Genomic DNA, 15,910 nt, shown 5'->3' on the forward strand with positions numbered 1-15,910 from the left:
GGAATGCATTCTCCTGTGGGAGCGGGCTTGCTCGCGAATAGGCCGGCACCCTCACCACAAAAACTAAAGGCTGCCCTCACTCAACAACCGATACCCAACCCCCGCTTCGGTGACGATGAATCTGGGTTGTGTCGGATCATCCGCCAATTTCTGCCGCAAATGCCCCACCACAATCCGCAAATAATGACTGTCCTCGGTATGCGTCGGCCCCCAGATATCTTTGAGCAGTTGTTGCTGCGTGATCACCCGCCCGGGATGCCGCGCCAGTTGCGCCAGCACCGCGTACTCCTTGCGGGTCAGCGCGACTTCGGTGCCATCGAGCAGCACCCGGCGATAGGCCAGGTCCACAGTCAGCGGGCCGAAGGTCAACGCCGCTTGTTGAGCCTCGCCAACGGGCGCCTGACGCAGCAAGGCGCGCACCCGGGCGAGGAACTCCTGAATGCCGAACGGCTTGGTCACGTAGTCGTTGGCGCCGCCATCGAGCGCTTCGACCTTCTGCCCTTCGCTGGCGCGTACCGAGAGCACCAGCACCGGCACCGTCGACCATTCGCGAAACTCGCGCAGCACTTGCTGGCCGTCCATGTCCGGCAGGCCGAGGTCGAGCACCAGCAAGTCGGGCTTGTTCAACGCGGCCTGGGCCAGGCCTTCATTGCCAGTGCCGGCCTCCAGCACTTTGTAGCCTTGGGAAGCGAGGCTGATGCGCAGGAATTTGCGGATCTGCGGTTCGTCGTCGATGACCAAAATGGTCGCGGTCTGGCTCATGGTTTCCGGTCGCGGCATGGAGATGTCCAAAGGGTATCAGGCTTCACTTTCAAAACCCGGCTGTTCCTGCAAGGGCAAGTGCAGTGTGATGCAAGTGCCGCGCCCCTCGATGCCGTCGGCGACGCTGATCCGCCCGCCATGGGCGCCGACCATTCCCTGACAAATCGCCAGTCCCAACCCCGTGCCCTGCCCGCCCCGATCACCGCGCGCAGCGGTGTAGAACATGTCGAAAATCTTCGCCCGCTCCTCCTCCGGAATCCCCGGTCCCTCGTCGCTGACCGAGAAAAACAGTTCGCTGTCGTCGGCTCCGGCGCGCAATTGCAATCGACCGTGAACCGGTGAGAAACGCGCGGCGTTCTCCAGCACGTTGACCAGCGCCTGTTCGATCAGCGCGGCGTGCACGTACAACAGCGGCAATTCAGCAGGCACTTCGGTCGTGACCTGCAACGGCGCCAGCACCGCGCGCAGGCGATTGAGTGAACTGCCGACGATGTCCGCTGGTGAGACCCAGTCCCGCGCCAGCTTCAACGCGCCGTGACCGAGGCGGGTCATGTCCAGCAGGTTTTGGATGTAACGGTCGAGACGCTCGGCTTCATCGCGGGTGCCTTCGAGCAATTCGCGCCGATCCTCCAACGGGATCGCTTCGCCGAGGGCCAGCAGGCTGTCGATGCTGCCGCGCATGGACGTCAGCGGCGTGCGCAAATCATGGGACACCGACGCCAGCAAGGCACTGCGCAACTGCTCGGTTTCACCGTGCAGGCGCGCCGCTTCCAGATCCTCGGCCAGTTGCGCGCGAGCCAGTGCCTGAGCCAGCGGCTGACTCAACGCCGTCAACAAACGCCGACGCTGACCGCTCAAGGTCTGGCCTTCCTTGGCGCACACACCGAGCAGCGCCAACGGGCCGTCTTCCACCGACAACGGCCACCACCACCAGCGCCCGAACGGCAGCGTGCCAGTGCCCGCGCCCGCCGGCTGGTCGTGTTGCCAGGCCCAATCGGCGGCGGCGCGCTCGGCTTCGGAAAACTCCAGCGGGCCACCGGTTTCGACTTTCCAGCCGCCCTGGCCGTCGTGGTTGAGCAGGCACAATTGCAGATCGGTCCAGCCGTTGAGGTGCTGGGCCGCGGCGCTGACCACGGCCTGGCGGTCAGTGGCGGCGGTGAGTTTGCGCGACAGGTCGAGCAGTTCAGTGGTCTCTTCCTGGGTGTCGCGCAGGGCCTGCAATTGTCGCCGTTGCCGCGCCGCGAGGTTACCGGTAAGGGCGGCCATCAGCAGGAAGAACAGCAAGGTCAACACGTCTTCTTCGCGCTGGATGCTGAACGAGAAATTCGGCGGGATGAACAGAAAGTCGTAGGTCAGAAACGACAGCGCCGCACAGGCCAGCGCCGGGCCGAGACTGCTGCGCACCGCCACCAGCAACACGGCGGCGAGGAACACCAGCGAGATATTTGGCAACGGCAGAACGCTCGCCACGGCCCAGGCCAAGGCACTGGCCAAAACCGTAGCCACCAAGGCTAATGCGTAGTCGAACCACACCAGCGACTGCGTTGATCGCAGATGTGGCTGGTGCTGTTCGTGATCGCTGTCGAGGACGTTGATTTCCAGCCCGCGTGCATTGCGCAGCAGGCGAGACGCCAGACCACCGCCGAACAGTCGACGACGCAATCGCTGGCGGGACTGACCGACCAACACCAGACTGGCACGGCGTTCGGCGGCGTGTTGAATCAGCGTCTTGGCGACTTCGCCAGCTCGCAGTAAAACCACTTCACCGCCAAGACGTTCGGCCAGTTGCTGGGCGCTTTGCAGGCGCAGGCGCGATTGCTCGTCACGCACGCTGCCGTTGTCCACATGCACCAAACTCCAGGGCAGATGCCGACGCTGGGCAACGCGGCTGGCGTGACGCACCAGGCGTTCAGCCTGAGCATCGCCATCGACGCCCACCAACAAACGACCGCGTACCGCTGGCGCGGCTTGACCGAGCTGGCGATAACCCTGGGCCAGGTCATTGTCGACTTGAGCGGCGGCGGTTTGCATCGCCAGTTCGCGCAGGGCCGTGAGGTTGGTCTGGGTGAAGAAGGCATCGATGGCCGCCCGCGCCTGCTCCGGCACGTAGACTTTGCCGTCGCGCAGACGCTCAAGCAGTTCGCGCGGCGGCAGGTCGATCAACAGCAACTCGTAGGCCTCTTGCAGCACCCAGTCCGGCAGGGTTTCGCGAACCTGTACGCCGGTGATCCCGCGCACTTGATCGTTGAGGCTTTCGAGGTGCTGGACGTTGACCGTGGTGAACACGTCGATGCCGGCGGCAAGCAGTTCCTGGATGTCTTGCCAGCGTTTGGCGTGACGGCTCCCGGGGGCGTTGCTGTGGGCCAGTTCGTCCACCAGCACCAGTTTCGGCTTGGCCGCGAGCAGACCGTCGAGGTCCATTTCTTCGAGCATCACGCCACGGTATTCCGAGCGCACCAACGGCTGTTGCGGCAAGCCGCCGAGCAGCGCTTCGGTCTCGGCGCGGCCGTGGGTTTCAACCACGCCGGCGATGACTTTCACGCCCTGGCGCAATTGGGTGTGGGCCGCTTGCAGCATGGCGTAGGTCTTGCCGACACCGGGCGCGGCGCCAAGGAAAACCTTGAGCCGGCCACGGCCATCGCGGGGCAGGTCTGCTAACAGCGCGTCGGCGCGGCCGGAATTGCTCATGCTTGAAGCTCACTTTATTCAGATGTTGATGTGGTGTCTGTGAGGCCGCTTTCGCGAGCAAGCCCGCTCCCACATGGGATCGCATTCCAATGTGGGAGCGGGCTTGCTCGCGAAGGCGCCACCACCGATCTACAGGTTTTCCAACGCCGCATTCAGCGCCAATACATTAACCACCGGCGGGCCCACCAATGGCTGCTCGATATGCGCATCCAGCAATTGCTGGAGGGTCGCCACCGGCAAATTCCGCGCCGCCGCAACACGCGCCAGTTGATAGGCAATCGCCGCCGGTGGCAAGTGCGGATCAAGCCCGCTGCCAGAGGTGGTCACCATGGCCAAGGGCACCGGTCCTTGCCCCGGCACCAGCAGTTTGTTGGCATCGTCAATCACGCGAGTTGCGAGCGCCGGGTTGCTTGGAGAAAGGTTGCTGGCGCTGCTCGACACGGTGGCAAACGCACCGGCGGATGGCCGAGGGTGGAACCAGGCGTCACCGACGAAATCCTGGGCTATCAGCGACGAGCCGCGAACCTTGCCGGCGGCGTCGCGCACCAGACTGCCATTGGCTTGATCCGGGAACGCGACCTGGGCAACGCCGGTGACAACCAGAGGGTAAGCGACACCGGTGATCAGGGTCATCAGCACGAGCAGGCTCAGGGCCGGACGTATCATTGTGGACATTTCAAAATCCTCGAATTCGTAAAGTCTTCAGTCAGGGGCACCGAGTTGTTTTCATCGCGGGCAAGCCCGCGATAGCGGTGTGCCTGGCACACCGCCATTCAGAGTCAAACCAGATGCAGCGCGGTCAACAGCATGTCGATCGCCTTGATCCCCACAAACGGCACCAGAATCCCGCCTAACCCATAGATCAGCAGATTACGTCGCAACAACGCCGCCGCACTGGCCGCCTGCACTCGCACGCCACGCAATGCCAGCGGAATCAGCACCACAATGATCAAGGCGTTGAACACGATCGCCGAGAGAATCGCACTCTGCGGACTCGTCAGTTGCATGACGTTCAGCACGCCCAGTTGCGGATAAATTGAGGCGAACAGCGCCGGCAAAATCGCGAAGTATTTGGCCACATCGTTGGCGATGGAAAACGTCGTCAGCGCGCCGCGGGTTACCAGCAACTCCTTGCCGATTTGCACCACGTCCAGCAGCTTGGTCGGGTCGCTGTCGAGGTCGACCATGTTCGCCGCCTCGCGTGCCGCTTGCGTGCCGTCGTTCATCGCCATGCCCACGTCAGCCTGGGCCAGCGCCGGGGCGTCGTTGGCGCCGTCGCCGCACATGGCGACCAGGCGACCGTCGTTCTGCTCGTGACGAATGCGCGCCAGTTTTTTCTCCGGTGTGGCCTCGGCCAGTACGTCGTCGACGCCCGCTTCGGCGGCAATCGCTGCGGCGGTCAGCGGGTTGTCGCCGGTCACCATGACCGTGCGGATCCCCAGTTTGCGCAGCTCGGCGAAACGCTCGCGGATGCCGGGCTTGACCACGTCCTTGAGGTGGATCGCGCCGAGCAATTTACCCTCGGCGCAGACCAGCAACGGTGTGCCGCCGCTCTGCGCAATCTTGTCGATTTCCCGGGACAGGGCCGGGGCCAGATCGGCGCGTTTCAGACCGACGAAAGCCAGCAGCGAATCCACCGCGCCCTTGCGGTACACGCGGCCTTGATAGTCGACACCGGACAAACGGGTTTCGGCGCTGAACGGCACAGCGGTCAACACCTCAGCGGAAGGCTCAGGTTGTGGGTGAATCCCACGCAAGTATTCGACGATCGATTTACCTTCAGCGGTGTCGTCGGCCAGCGACGCGAACAACGCACCTTCGGCCAGTTCCTTCGCGGTCACACCGGGTGCTGCATAAACAGCGGTGCAGCGACGGTTACCGAAGGTGATGGTGCCGGTCTTGTCCAGCAACAGGACGTGGACGTCCCCCGCCGCTTCCACGGCGCGACCGGATTTGGCGATGACGTTCAGGCGCACCAGACGGTCCATCCCGGCGATACCAATAGCGGACAGCAAACCGCCAATGGTGGTCGGGATCAGCGTGACCAATAACGCCACCAGGAACACCAGCGGCAGGCTGCCGTTGGCGAAGTGGGCGAACGGTTGCAGGGTGACGACCACCAGCAGGAAGATCAGGGTCAGGCCGATCAGCAGGATGTCGAGCGCGACTTCATTAGGCGTTTTCTGCCGTTTGGCGCCTTCGACCAGGGCGATCATGCGATCGAGAGTCGACTCGCCCGGGTTAGCGGTGATGCGCACCAGCAACCAGTCGGAGACCAGGCGGGTGTTGCCGGTGACGGCCGAACGGTCGCCTCCGGACTCACGAATCACCGGCGCGGATTCACCGGTAATCGCTGCTTCGTTGACGGCGGCGATACCTTCGATGACCTCGCCATCGCCGGGGATCATTTCCCCGGCTTCAACGCGCACTACATCGCCTTTGCGCAGGCTGGTGGCCGGCACCACTTGAAAGGTGCCGTTGCTGGTTTTGCGGCGGGCGCTCAAGCCTTCGCTGCCGGCCTTGAGGCTGTCGGCGCGGGCCTTGCCGCGACCTTCAGCCAGGGCCTCGGCGAAGTTGGCGAAGAGCACGGTGAACCACAGCCACAACGCGATTTGCGCAGCGACAAAGGTCGGCACGGCGCTGTCGGGAATGAAGCACAGCACGGTGGTCAGGATGGCGGTCAGTTCGACCACCAGCATCACCGGCGCACGCTGCAATTGCCGTGGGTCGAGCTTGACGAAGGCTTGTACCAGCGCCGGGCGCCAGAGAGCCGAGATCGCGGTTTTCGGTTGTTCCGGCGCCTTGGCGACGACGGGTTTGCTTACAGGCATATTCATGATGGATTCCTTAGAAGCCCATACTCAGATGTTCAGCGATAGGACCCAACGCCAGCGTCGGCAAGAAGGTCAAACCACCCACCAGCAAAATGGTCACGGTCAGCAAGGTCACGAACAGCGGGCCGTGAGTCGGGAAGCTGTTCTGACCGATCGGTGCGGTTTTCTTCATCGCCAGGCTGCCGGCCAACGCCAGTACCGGGAGGATGTAACCGAAGCGACCGATCAACATGCCAAGACCGAGCATCAGGTTGTGGAACGCCGTGTTGGCACCGAAGCCGCCGAACGCCGAACCGTTGTTGGCACTGGCGGAGGTGTAGGCGTACAGCAATTGGCTGAAACCGTGGGCGCCGGGGTTGCTCACCGCCGCAACAGGGCCCGGCAGGCTTGCGGCAATCGCGCCGAGCACCAGCACACCGACTGGCATCACCAGCAAGGTCACCACCAGCAGTTGCACTTCCTTGGCTTGCAGTTTCTTGCCGAGGTATTCCGGTGTGCGGCCGATCATCAGGCCGGCGAGGAACACCGCGATCAACACGTTGAGCAACATGCCGTAGAGGCCCGCGCCGACGCCGCCGAAGATCACTTCGCCGACCATCATGTTGACCATCGCGACCATGCCGGTCAGTGGGTTGAGGCTATCGTGCATGCCGTTGACCGAGCCATTGGACGCCGCCGTGGTGGTCACCGACCACAGCACCGTGGCGGTCGTACCGAAGCGCGCCTCCTTGCCTTCCAGCGGCGCGGTCTGTTCGACGGCGACATTGTTCAGGGTCGGGTTCGGTTGGTATTCAGCCCACAGCGAAGTCGCGCCGCCGATCAGGAACAGCGCCAACATGCAGGCGATGATCGCGCGGCTCTGACGCAGGTCTTTGACGTAGTGGCCGAAGGTGAACACCAGGGCGACCGGGATCAGGATGATCGAGGCCATCTCGAACAGGTTGCTCCACGCCGTCGGGTTCTCGAACGGGTGCGCCGAGTTGACGCCGAAGAAGCCACCGCCGTTGGTGCCCAATTGCTTGATCGCAATCTGGCTGGCGGCCGGGCCCAGCGGAATCACCTGATCGACGCCTTGCATCGTCACCGCATTCACGTATTGCGCGAAGGTTTGCGGCACGCCCTGCCAGACCAGGTACAGCGCCAGCAGCAGGCACAGTGGCAGCAAGCCGTAGAGGGTGGCGCGGGTCATGTCGACCCAGAAGTTGCCGAGGGTTTTACTCGACTTGCGACCGATACCGCGACACAGGGCTACCAATACGGCGAGGCCGGTGGCAGCGCTGACGAAGTTCTGCACGGTGAGGCCGACCATCTGACTCAGATAGCTCAGGGTTGCTTCGCCGCTGTAGGACTGCCAGTTGGTATTGGTCATGAAGCTGACGGCGGTGTTGAACGCTTGCGTCCACTCCTGACCCGGCAGGTTTTGCGGGTTCAGCGGCAAGTAATCCTGAAACAACAGGATCGCGAACAACAGCAAAAAGCCTGCGAGGTTAAAGGCGAGCAACGCCAGGGTGTATTTCTGCCAGCTCTGTTCGGCCTGCGGATCGACGCCGGCCACCCGATAGCACCCGCGCTCCACCGGTCCGAGAATCGGCGAAAGCCAGGTGCGCTGACCTTCCATCACCTTGTAGTAGAAACGCCCCAGAAACGGTGCCGGAATCAGCACCAGGGCGAAGAAGGCGAGGATCAGCCAATAGTCATAACTGTGCATAGCCGCTCCTAGTTCCGGTCCGCGCGCAACAGCGCAACCAACAGATAAATGAACAGCCCCACTGCCAGTAGCAGTGACACCCCGTCCAGAACGCTCATGGAAGTTCTCCGTGTTACGGCGTATTGCCGCGTGTGGAGTCATTGTCGGGAGGGCGGCTGTAAAGGAGCGAGATCGAGGGGTGTGGCGGGGCATAAAGAAAGCGTAAAGAGTGGGTTTATGGCTTTGTTACAGCGGTGTTTACACGAGCTGCTTCTTGAACAAGACTTTCCTCTAACGGATTTGAGGGCTTCCTGGGCGCCCGGACTGACTAGAGGAGCATGGCTGGCCCACGATGGGGACCACCGACTGGCGGCATCAACTGCCCGACCAACTAACCACCTCTGCCGCTCGCATCCGGTTGCAGTTTGAGCAAGAATGTCGGCCCCCGAAATCCTTTGCAGGAGAAACCATGAATATTGTCACCACCGATTTACCCGGTGTTCTGATCATCGAACCGAAGGTTTTTGGTGACGATCGAGGCTTTTTTTACGAAAGCTTCAATGCCAAGGCCTTTCAACTGGCGACTGGTCTGGATACCCGATTCGTTCAGGACAATCATTCGCGCTCTCTGAAAGGCGTATTGCGCGGGCTGCATTACCAGTTGGAAAACACACAAGGCAAACTGGTTCGCGTGACTGCTGGCGAAGTTCTTGACGTCGCCGTAGACATCCGTCGCAGCTCGCAGCACTTCGGCAAATGGGTCGCGGTGCGCTTGTCCGCCGAAAATCATCGCCAGCTCTGGGTGCCTGAAGGTTTCGCGCATGGTTTTGTGGTGTTGAGCGAATTCGCCGAGTTTCTCTACAAAACCACTGACTACTACGCCCCTTCTGCCGAACGCAGCATCCGCTGGGATGACCCGGATCTGGCCATCGATTGGCAACTGGACGAAGCCCCGCTGCTATCCGGGAAAGATCAGGCTGCACAATTCTTCAAGGATGCCGAGGTTTTTTCCTGAATCTCGGTACCTGTGTTTGTCAGGCGCTTTGATTTCAGATTTGCCTTCGTCTTGACGAGCAGCCTGGCTCCCACAGTTGGAATGCGCCAGCCCGGATGACACCATTCCCCTGTGTGAGCGAGCCTGCTCGCGAAGGCGGCAAGACAGGCAATAACGCCCCTAACTGGCGCACAACAAAGACACATCCAGCAACAACCATCCCCAATGCGACGGCTTTGCATCCATAACGACTGCCGTCGTAACGCTGGCACGCCCACTGCAAACGCCCTCCCCGAAGCTGTCCAAACCGTTCAGGGAGCAAACGCATGAACACACAACTCAAACCCACGCTGGGCACGTTGCACCTGTGGGGCATTGCGGTCGGGCTGGTGATCTCCGGTGAATACTTCGGCTGGAGTTACGGCTGGGGTGTCGCGGGCACACTCGGATTCCTGGTGACCTCGTTCATGGTCGCCACGATGTACACCTGCTTTATCTTCAGCTTCACCGAGCTGACGACGGCGATTCCCCATGCCGGCGGCCCCTTTGCCTACAGCCGTCGCGCCTTTGGCGAGAAAGGCGGATTGATCGCAGGGCTGGCGACGCTGATCGAATTCGTCTTCGCACCGCCAGCGATCGCCTTGGCAATCGGTGCTTACCTGAATGTGCAATTCCCGGCCCTCGACCCGAAACATGCAGCGGTCGGCGCCTACGTCGTGTTCATGGGGCTGAACATTCTCGGCGTGAAACTGGCTGCGACCTTCGAATTGATAGTCTGCGTATTGGCCGTAGCGGAACTGCTGGTGTTCATGGGCGTGGTCGCCCCGGCATTCAGCTTCAGCAACTTTGCCCTGAATGGTTGGGCCGGTTCCGATGTCTTTGGGGCGCCGGCGATTGCAGGGATGTTCGCGGCGATCCCGTTTGCCATCTGGTTCTTTCTTGCCATCGAAGGCGCCGCCATGGCCGCTGAAGAGGCCAAAGACCCGAAACGCACGATTCCCAAGGCCTACATCAGCGGCATCCTGACCCTGGTATTGCTGGCCATGGGCGTGATGTTCTTTGCTGGTGGCGTCGGCGACTGGCGCACCCTGTCGAACATCAACGACCCGCTGCCACAGGCCATGAAAACCGTGGTCGGCGAAAGCTCGGGCTGGTTGCACATGCTGGTGTGGATCGGCCTGTTCGGCCTGGTGGCCAGTTTCCACGGGATCATCCTCGGCTACTCGCGGCAGTTTTTCGCCCTCGCCCGCGCCGGTTACCTGCCAGCGTCGCTGGCCAAACTGTCGCGCTTCCAGACGCCGCACCGGGCAATCATTGCCGGCGGTGTCATCGGTATCGCAGCGATCTACAGCGACGGCCTGATCAACCTCGGTGGCATGACGCTGACTGCAGCAATGATCACCATGGCGGTGTTCGGCGCGATCGTGATGTACATCATGAGCATGCTCAGCCTGTTCAAGTTGCGTAAGACCGAACCGAATCTGGAGCGCACCTTCCGCGCGCCGTGTTATCCGTTAGTGCCGATGATTGCGTTGGTGCTGGCGGTGGTGTGCCTGGTAGCGATGGCCTGGTTCAACACCTTGATCGGGCTGATATTCGTCGGCTTCATGGCGGTGGGTTTCGTGTATTTCATGCTCACCGCACAGTTGCGCGCGGATGCACCGGCGGATGCAATGTTGACCGGCCTGTAATCAGCCGAGTGCGGCCGTCCTATCAGGCATAGAATTGAACCACTGCGAAATGAAATCGCTCAAAGTGGTATGCACGATCGATTGGCGAAACCCGTCAATCGGCCTGCCCTCAAGGAGAGTCCTATGCCCTGGTATGCCTGGTTGATTCTGGTCGTTGCAATCGGCTCGATCGTTGGTGGATTGATGATGCTGCGTGACACCGCCAACAAGGTCGAGCTGACCGAAGAGCAACGTAAACGCGTCGCGGAACGCAACGCGGAAGCGGACGCCAAGGATGTGCAGGACCGCTAAACCAAAAACCCTGTCATTCTGGTCGAATGACAGGGTTTTGCGTTTCTACTTTTCCCAGTCTGCCTTGGCAATGTGCAGGCCATGCAGCCCTTTGTACGCGGCACGTTCCGGCTGGCTCCAGCCCTCAAGCAACGCATCCTCCAACCGATAAATCTCTACACCCAGCGGGCGACAGACGCTCAGCGGATCCTGCGCCTGCGGCCCCCACATGGCCAGCGACAGATCACCGCCCGGACAGGTCGACAGCGCACACAGCAGATCGATCTCGGCAAAGAATTCCAGGTAGTCGCCCTTCTGCGCCGGACAGGCCTTCATGAAGTACATGTCGTCGTGGTTCAGGCCGGTGCACTGGAAAATGTTCAGCACGTCATGCACGTCGAACTCGGTCAGGCCATGAGGCAACACCGCGCGCGTCAGGTTGGAGTGGCAGTGATGGTGGAAATCCTCACCGGTGAGCATTTTGTTCACATAGGGGTCGCAGCGCGTGCCGAGCAAATCGTGCAAGCGACCGCCATGTTCGTCGATACCGTAGCCGGCCAGGCTGTCGTCGGTGATGGTCACCAGCGGCCGCAAGAAAGGCAGGTTCGACCAGAGCCGGTCATGGGTGCTGACATGGGCGCCCTGCAACTGCCGGGTGCGCGCCGCCCAAAGACGCTCGCGCGGGTCGTTGGCATTCCAGACATTGAAGTCGCCCACTTGCGGGCCGACCGGCGTGGTCACGCGAAACACATGCCCGGCCGGTACGTTCCAGGCGCGTCCGGTACGGATCGGCACTTCGAACTGCTCGATCAGCGTACGCCCCTCCTTCGTGTCGCGGATCCGTTCGTAGAAGGCTGTGTCCACCTGCAAGGCCGAGCCTTTGCTGACTTGATAGGCCGCCGGATAGTCTTTGTACATGGCACAAATCCTCGATCAGTGATGGGGGGTTGGGGCAAGCATTTGCAACAGAAGGTGTTCCGAGTCATCGAGATAAACGCTCATGGCGTCCGCGGCGGCGTGCTTGTCGCCCTCGACGAGGAAGTCATGGATCTGCCGATCGCGAGCCAGCCAGGGCGCCTGGAAACGTGATTCATCGGGAGCGGTGCAAAAAGCGAGGCGCAGTTGCGCGGCAACGTTGGTGAAGAACTCATCGAACAAGGGGCTGCGCAGTAACCCGACGATGTGTTGGTGAAACGCCAGGCTGTGGGTGCCGACGGCGCGCCAGTCCTCGCGTTCGCGTGCCAGCTCGGTGGCCTCCAGCGCCTCGAGCATCCGGGCGGATTGGTCATCGCGCAATGATTGGCTCACGCTGATGGCTTGCAGCTCCAGGGTGCGCCGAACCTTGAACAGATCCCGCACATCATCAACGCCCAGCCTGCGCACCATCACGCCCTTGTTGCGCACATAACGGGTCAGACCATCCTGCCCCAGGCGGTGCAACGCTTCACGAATGGTGTTGCGTGAAGCGTTGTAGGCAGACACCAGGTCGTTTTCCACCAACGCCATGCCAGGCAGCAGGCGACCGCCAATGATGTCGGCGCGTAACTCCAATGTGATGTGGTCGGCCAGGGACAGTCCACTGTGCATGCTCATCGCCTCGTGATTGTTCAACAATCGTCAGCTGACAAGTAATCACTATTCGTGCCAGTTGATTCGATGCGGCAGGACGAAGTTGGACGCATCTGCATGCTTTTTAGAAGTAGAAGTACAGTCACCATCCCATTTTCATTGGTTAAGATGGCGCATTGTTGCGGAGATTCCAGATGCGTTACTCGCAGGACCATAAAGCCCAGACCCATCAACGCATCATCAAGGAAGCATCAGCGCGATTTCGCCGTGACGGTATTGGCGCGACCGGCCTGCAACCCCTGATGAAAGCGCTGGGTTTGACCCACGGCGGCTTCTACTCGCATTTCAAGTCCAAGGACGAACTGGTGGAAAAGGCCCTGCAGGCCGCCGCAGAACAATGCGATGCCACCTGTGCCGAGCTGTTCGCCCAGGATCGCCCGCTGGAAACGTTCATCGATACCTATCTGTCGCAATGGCACCAGACTTCGCCCGATGAGGGTTGCCCGCTGCCGACCATGTCATCGGAGTTGGGCTTGCGCGGACAGCCCAGCCCGACCTCTGACGTGGTGCTCAATTCAAGGCTTGAACAAATACAAGGCACGCTTGAAGGCGACGATCCCACCGACCGCAGCATCTTCATAATGTCCGCCCTGGTCGGGGCATTGCTGTTGTCACGCAGTGTCGAGAACCCTGAGCTGGCCCAGCGGATTCTCGACGTGACCCGCGAGTTTCTCAAACAGCCCGGCGCTAATCCTGCCAGCGCTTGAACAGCACGCTGGCATTGACCCCGCCGAACCCGAAGCCATTGGACAGTGCGTACTCGATGGCCATCGGGCGCGCCTGACCGTGGACGATGTCCACACCTTGCGCCGCCGGATCAGGGTTTTCGAAATTAAGGGTGGGCGGCACGACCTGATCACGGATCGCCAACAGCGTGAAGATCGCCTCGATCCCGCCGGCCGCACCCAACAAATGCCCGGTCGCAGACTTGGTCGACGTCACCGCAATCTTGTTGTCTGAACCGAACAATGACTTGATGGCGGCCAACTCTCCAAGGTCTCCGACCGGTGTCGAGGTGGCGTGAGCGTTGAGATGCTGCACCTGCGAGGCAGAAATGCCTGCCTGGGCCAAGGCCAGCGACATCGCCCGGCGCGCACCGCTTCCATCTTCGGGACCGGCAGTCAGGTGATAGGCATCGGCGCTGGTGCCATATCCGACCAGTTCGGCCAAGGGTTGAGCGCCACGGGCCAGGGCATGTTCCAGTGATTCGATCACCAGAAGACCAGCGCCCTCGCCCATCACGAAACCATCACGGCCACTGTCGAACGGCCGTGAGGCGCGCTCCGGGGTGTCGTTGTATCCGCTGGACAAGGCTCGCGCTGCTGCGAACCCGGCCAGACTGACCCGATCGATTGCCGCCTCCGCGCCACCACACACGGCGATATCCGCCTCGCCACAACGAATCAGCCGCGCGGCATCGCCAATCGCCTGGACCCCGGCCGCGCACGCCGTTACCGGAGCACCCAGCGGACCTTTGAAACCATGCTGGATCGACACATGCCCGGCCGCGAGGTTGACCAGGAACGAAGGAATGGTGAACGGCGACAAACGTCGTGGGCCGCGGCTGTCGGTGGTGCGGACCGCATCGGCAATCGCGCCGAAACCACCCACGCCCGAGCCGATAATCGTCGCGGTGCGCTCCTGGGTCTTGGCGTCCAGTGCTTGCCAACCGGCCTGCTCCAGCGCCTGACGCGCGGCCTCCATGGCAAACATAATGAAGCGGTCCATTTTTTTCTGCTCTTTGGGCGGCGTCGCCCGATCAGGGTCAAAACCCGCCTCGAGATCTTCCGCCACGCTCTGCACTGCGCCACCGACCTTGGCCGGCAGATCGGCGACCACTTCGTCAGGCAAATTACGCAACCCGGAACGCCCGGCCAACAGACGCTCCCAGACCGCTTCAATACCGCTACCCAGCGGAGATACCAGGCCCATGCCCGTTACAACTACTCGACGATCATTCATACCGCAATTACCTCAAGCCGATTGAAGGCGCCTCACTTGTAGCGCGCGGCGGCCGTACTTTTCGAAAGATTCGGGGCCATGACCAGGCGGGCTTTTACAAAGTCGTCCCACTCGGAGGCGTTCGGCAACGAAGGAATGGTGATCAGCTCACCCTGGTCCAGACCGGACAATGCAGCGTCCACCATCTCCCCGGCTTCCATGACCATATCGGCGGGAATCCGGGTCGCATCGATTCCCGAGCGCTCCCAGATTTCAGTGCGTGTTACGCCTGGCAACACGGCCTGGACCTTGACCCCGGTACCGTCCAGTTCCGCGTTCATCGACTGGGTCAGACTTAACACATAAGCCTTGCTTGCGCTGTAAGTCGCGTTGAATTGCTCAGGAAACAAGGCCACAACCGAGGCGATATTGATGATCGAACCACGGCCTGCCTTTGCGAAGCTGGCGGCGGCTGCCGATGCCAGGCGTGTGACGGTGGTGACATTGAGCTGAATCAGTTTTTCCATCTGGTCCATGTCGGAATTGGCCAACAGACCATCCGCGGCGACACCGGCGTTGTTTAGCAACAGGCTGATACTTGAATCGCTGCGCAAACGCTGTTCAATCTTCAAGACATCGTCTTTTAGTGTCAGGTCTGCCTTGAGTACTTCGACCTGGACGCCATGTTCGGCACTCAGCTTGCTCGCCGCCGCCCGCAAGCGTTCCTCGTCGCGAGCGACCAGTAACAGATCAAAACCTCGGGCCGCCAACCGCTCAGCGTAGATGGCGCCGATTCCGGAGGAGGCTCCGGTGACGAGGGCGGTTCCTTGGGTCTGGACAGAATTCATGAGCGTGCTCCTGTGAGAATGCGCCTGGACGGTAAATACCTGAGCGCTACGGCGGATTGAGGAATTATTATAGGCATAATTTTAAAGCAATATGATAACCGTAATTTTTTATAGGCCGATGGAAGGTACGACACCCATCCTTTACGCCAAAATGAAAAAAGGCCGGTCAATGACCGGCCTCTTGGGCGTTGATCTAAAAGCTTAGTTCACTTCCAGCTTCTCGCGGTTCTTATCCAGGATTGCCTTGCCTATCCCCTTTACTTCCAGCAACTCGTCCACGGACGAAAACGGCCCATTAGTGTCACGATACGCAACAATCGCCTTGGCCTTGGCTTCCCCGATACCGGATAGCTCACGCTGCAGCGTGGGTGCATCCGCTCCATTGAGATCGACTTTGCCTGACTGCGCCTTGGGCGCAACTTCCAGCACCAGAGGTGCATTGCCAGCCTCAGTTTTTGCCGCAGGTGCAGCGATGGCAGCAATAGAAGCGCTGGTGAGCAGGGCGAAAACCAGAGAGTAGAAATAGCCAGTACGCATAAATGAAGCTCCATGACATCGATTGAGAA

At 61.0% G+C, this 15,910-nt stretch carries 15 protein-coding genes; 4 read left to right on the top strand and 11 right to left on the bottom strand.

Annotated features, from left to right (window positions below):
- Positions 1-63: 63 nt before the first annotated feature.
- The 6 genes from ACA072_RS20470 to kdpF all read right to left on the bottom strand — a co-directional run bounded on the left by ACA072_RS20470 (position 64) and on the right by kdpF (position 8,090).
- Positions 64-762 (bottom strand): response regulator, encoded by a 699-nt coding sequence (locus tag ACA072_RS20470; protein WP_403103996.1) that lies wholly within the window; start codon positions 760-762, stop codon positions 64-66.
- 36 nt (positions 763-798) lie between these two features.
- Positions 799-3,450 (bottom strand): DUF4118 domain-containing protein, encoded by a 2,652-nt coding sequence (locus ACA072_RS20475; RefSeq protein ID WP_497620191.1) that lies wholly within the window; start codon positions 3,448-3,450, stop codon positions 799-801.
- A 129-nt stretch (positions 3,451-3,579) separates the two neighbouring features.
- Positions 3,580-4,125, bottom strand: a complete 546-nt coding sequence (gene kdpC, locus ACA072_RS20480; protein ID WP_497620192.1) for a potassium-transporting ATPase subunit KdpC — start codon at positions 4,123-4,125, stop codon at positions 3,580-3,582.
- A 104-nt stretch (positions 4,126-4,229) separates the two neighbouring features.
- Positions 4,230-6,287 (bottom strand): potassium-transporting ATPase subunit KdpB, encoded by a 2,058-nt coding sequence (gene kdpB, locus ACA072_RS20485; protein ID WP_497620193.1) that lies wholly within the window; start codon positions 6,285-6,287, stop codon positions 4,230-4,232.
- Between the two features lie 10 nt (positions 6,288-6,297).
- Positions 6,298-7,992, bottom strand: coding sequence for a potassium-transporting ATPase subunit KdpA (gene kdpA / locus ACA072_RS20490; RefSeq protein WP_497620194.1), 1,695 nt, complete (start codon positions 7,990-7,992; stop codon positions 6,298-6,300).
- Positions 7,993-8,000: 8 nt separating this feature from the next.
- Positions 8,001-8,090: a K(+)-transporting ATPase subunit F gene (gene kdpF / locus ACA072_RS20495; RefSeq protein WP_007899818.1), complete on the bottom strand. Its 90-nt coding sequence runs from the start codon at positions 8,088-8,090 to the stop codon at positions 8,001-8,003.
- A gap of 350 nt (positions 8,091-8,440) precedes the next feature.
- Here kdpF and rfbC point away from each other — a divergent pair, with 350 nt between their 5' ends.
- The 3 genes from rfbC (at position 8,441) to ACA072_RS20510 (ending at position 10,947) form a co-directional block, all read left to right on the top strand.
- Positions 8,441-8,986, top strand: a complete 546-nt coding sequence (gene rfbC, locus ACA072_RS20500; RefSeq protein WP_497620195.1) for a dTDP-4-dehydrorhamnose 3,5-epimerase — start codon at positions 8,441-8,443, stop codon at positions 8,984-8,986.
- A gap of 305 nt (positions 8,987-9,291) precedes the next feature.
- A complete protein-coding gene (eat, locus tag ACA072_RS20505) occupies positions 9,292-10,656 on the top strand; it encodes an ethanolamine permease (protein ID WP_497620197.1) in 1,365 nt (454 codons plus the stop codon).
- A gap of 123 nt (positions 10,657-10,779) precedes the next feature.
- Entirely contained in the window at positions 10,780-10,947 is a 168-nt protein-coding gene (locus ACA072_RS20510) for a DUF2897 family protein (RefSeq protein ID WP_497620199.1), read from the top strand.
- A 45-nt stretch (positions 10,948-10,992) separates the two neighbouring features.
- Here the strand turns inward: ACA072_RS20510 and ACA072_RS20515 are convergent, their stop codons facing one another.
- Positions 10,993-11,844: an urea carboxylase-associated family protein gene (locus tag ACA072_RS20515; RefSeq protein WP_497620200.1), complete on the bottom strand. Its 852-nt coding sequence runs from the start codon at positions 11,842-11,844 to the stop codon at positions 10,993-10,995.
- 15 nt (positions 11,845-11,859) lie between these two features.
- The gene (locus ACA072_RS20520) at positions 11,860-12,513 is read right to left on the bottom strand and encodes a GntR family transcriptional regulator (protein WP_497620202.1); all 654 of its coding nucleotides are present in this window, start codon (positions 12,511-12,513) and stop codon (positions 11,860-11,862) included.
- A gap of 176 nt (positions 12,514-12,689) precedes the next feature.
- Between ACA072_RS20520 and ACA072_RS20525 the strand changes: the two genes are divergently transcribed.
- Complete coding sequence (locus ACA072_RS20525; RefSeq protein ID WP_497620203.1) at positions 12,690-13,262, top strand: TetR/AcrR family transcriptional regulator; 573 nt, start codon at positions 12,690-12,692, stop codon at positions 13,260-13,262.
- Here ACA072_RS20525 and fabF read toward each other — a convergent pair.
- The 3 genes from fabF to ACA072_RS20540 all read right to left on the bottom strand — a co-directional run bounded on the left by fabF (position 13,243) and on the right by ACA072_RS20540 (position 15,881).
- Positions 13,243-14,517, bottom strand: coding sequence for a beta-ketoacyl-ACP synthase II (gene fabF / locus ACA072_RS20530; protein ID WP_497620205.1), 1,275 nt, complete (start codon positions 14,515-14,517; stop codon positions 13,243-13,245). The two genes, ACA072_RS20525 and fabF, sit on opposite strands and share 20 nt — an antisense overlap.
- A gap of 32 nt (positions 14,518-14,549) precedes the next feature.
- Positions 14,550-15,344: an SDR family NAD(P)-dependent oxidoreductase gene (locus ACA072_RS20535; RefSeq protein ID WP_497620207.1), complete on the bottom strand. Its 795-nt coding sequence runs from the start codon at positions 15,342-15,344 to the stop codon at positions 14,550-14,552.
- Positions 15,345-15,545: 201 nt separating this feature from the next.
- The gene (locus ACA072_RS20540; protein WP_497620209.1) at positions 15,546-15,881 is read right to left on the bottom strand and encodes a ComEA family DNA-binding protein; all 336 of its coding nucleotides are present in this window, start codon (positions 15,879-15,881) and stop codon (positions 15,546-15,548) included.
- Between the last annotated feature and the right edge of the window lie 29 nt (positions 15,882-15,910).

The organism is Pseudomonas sp. LBUM1656 (assembly GCF_059716065.1).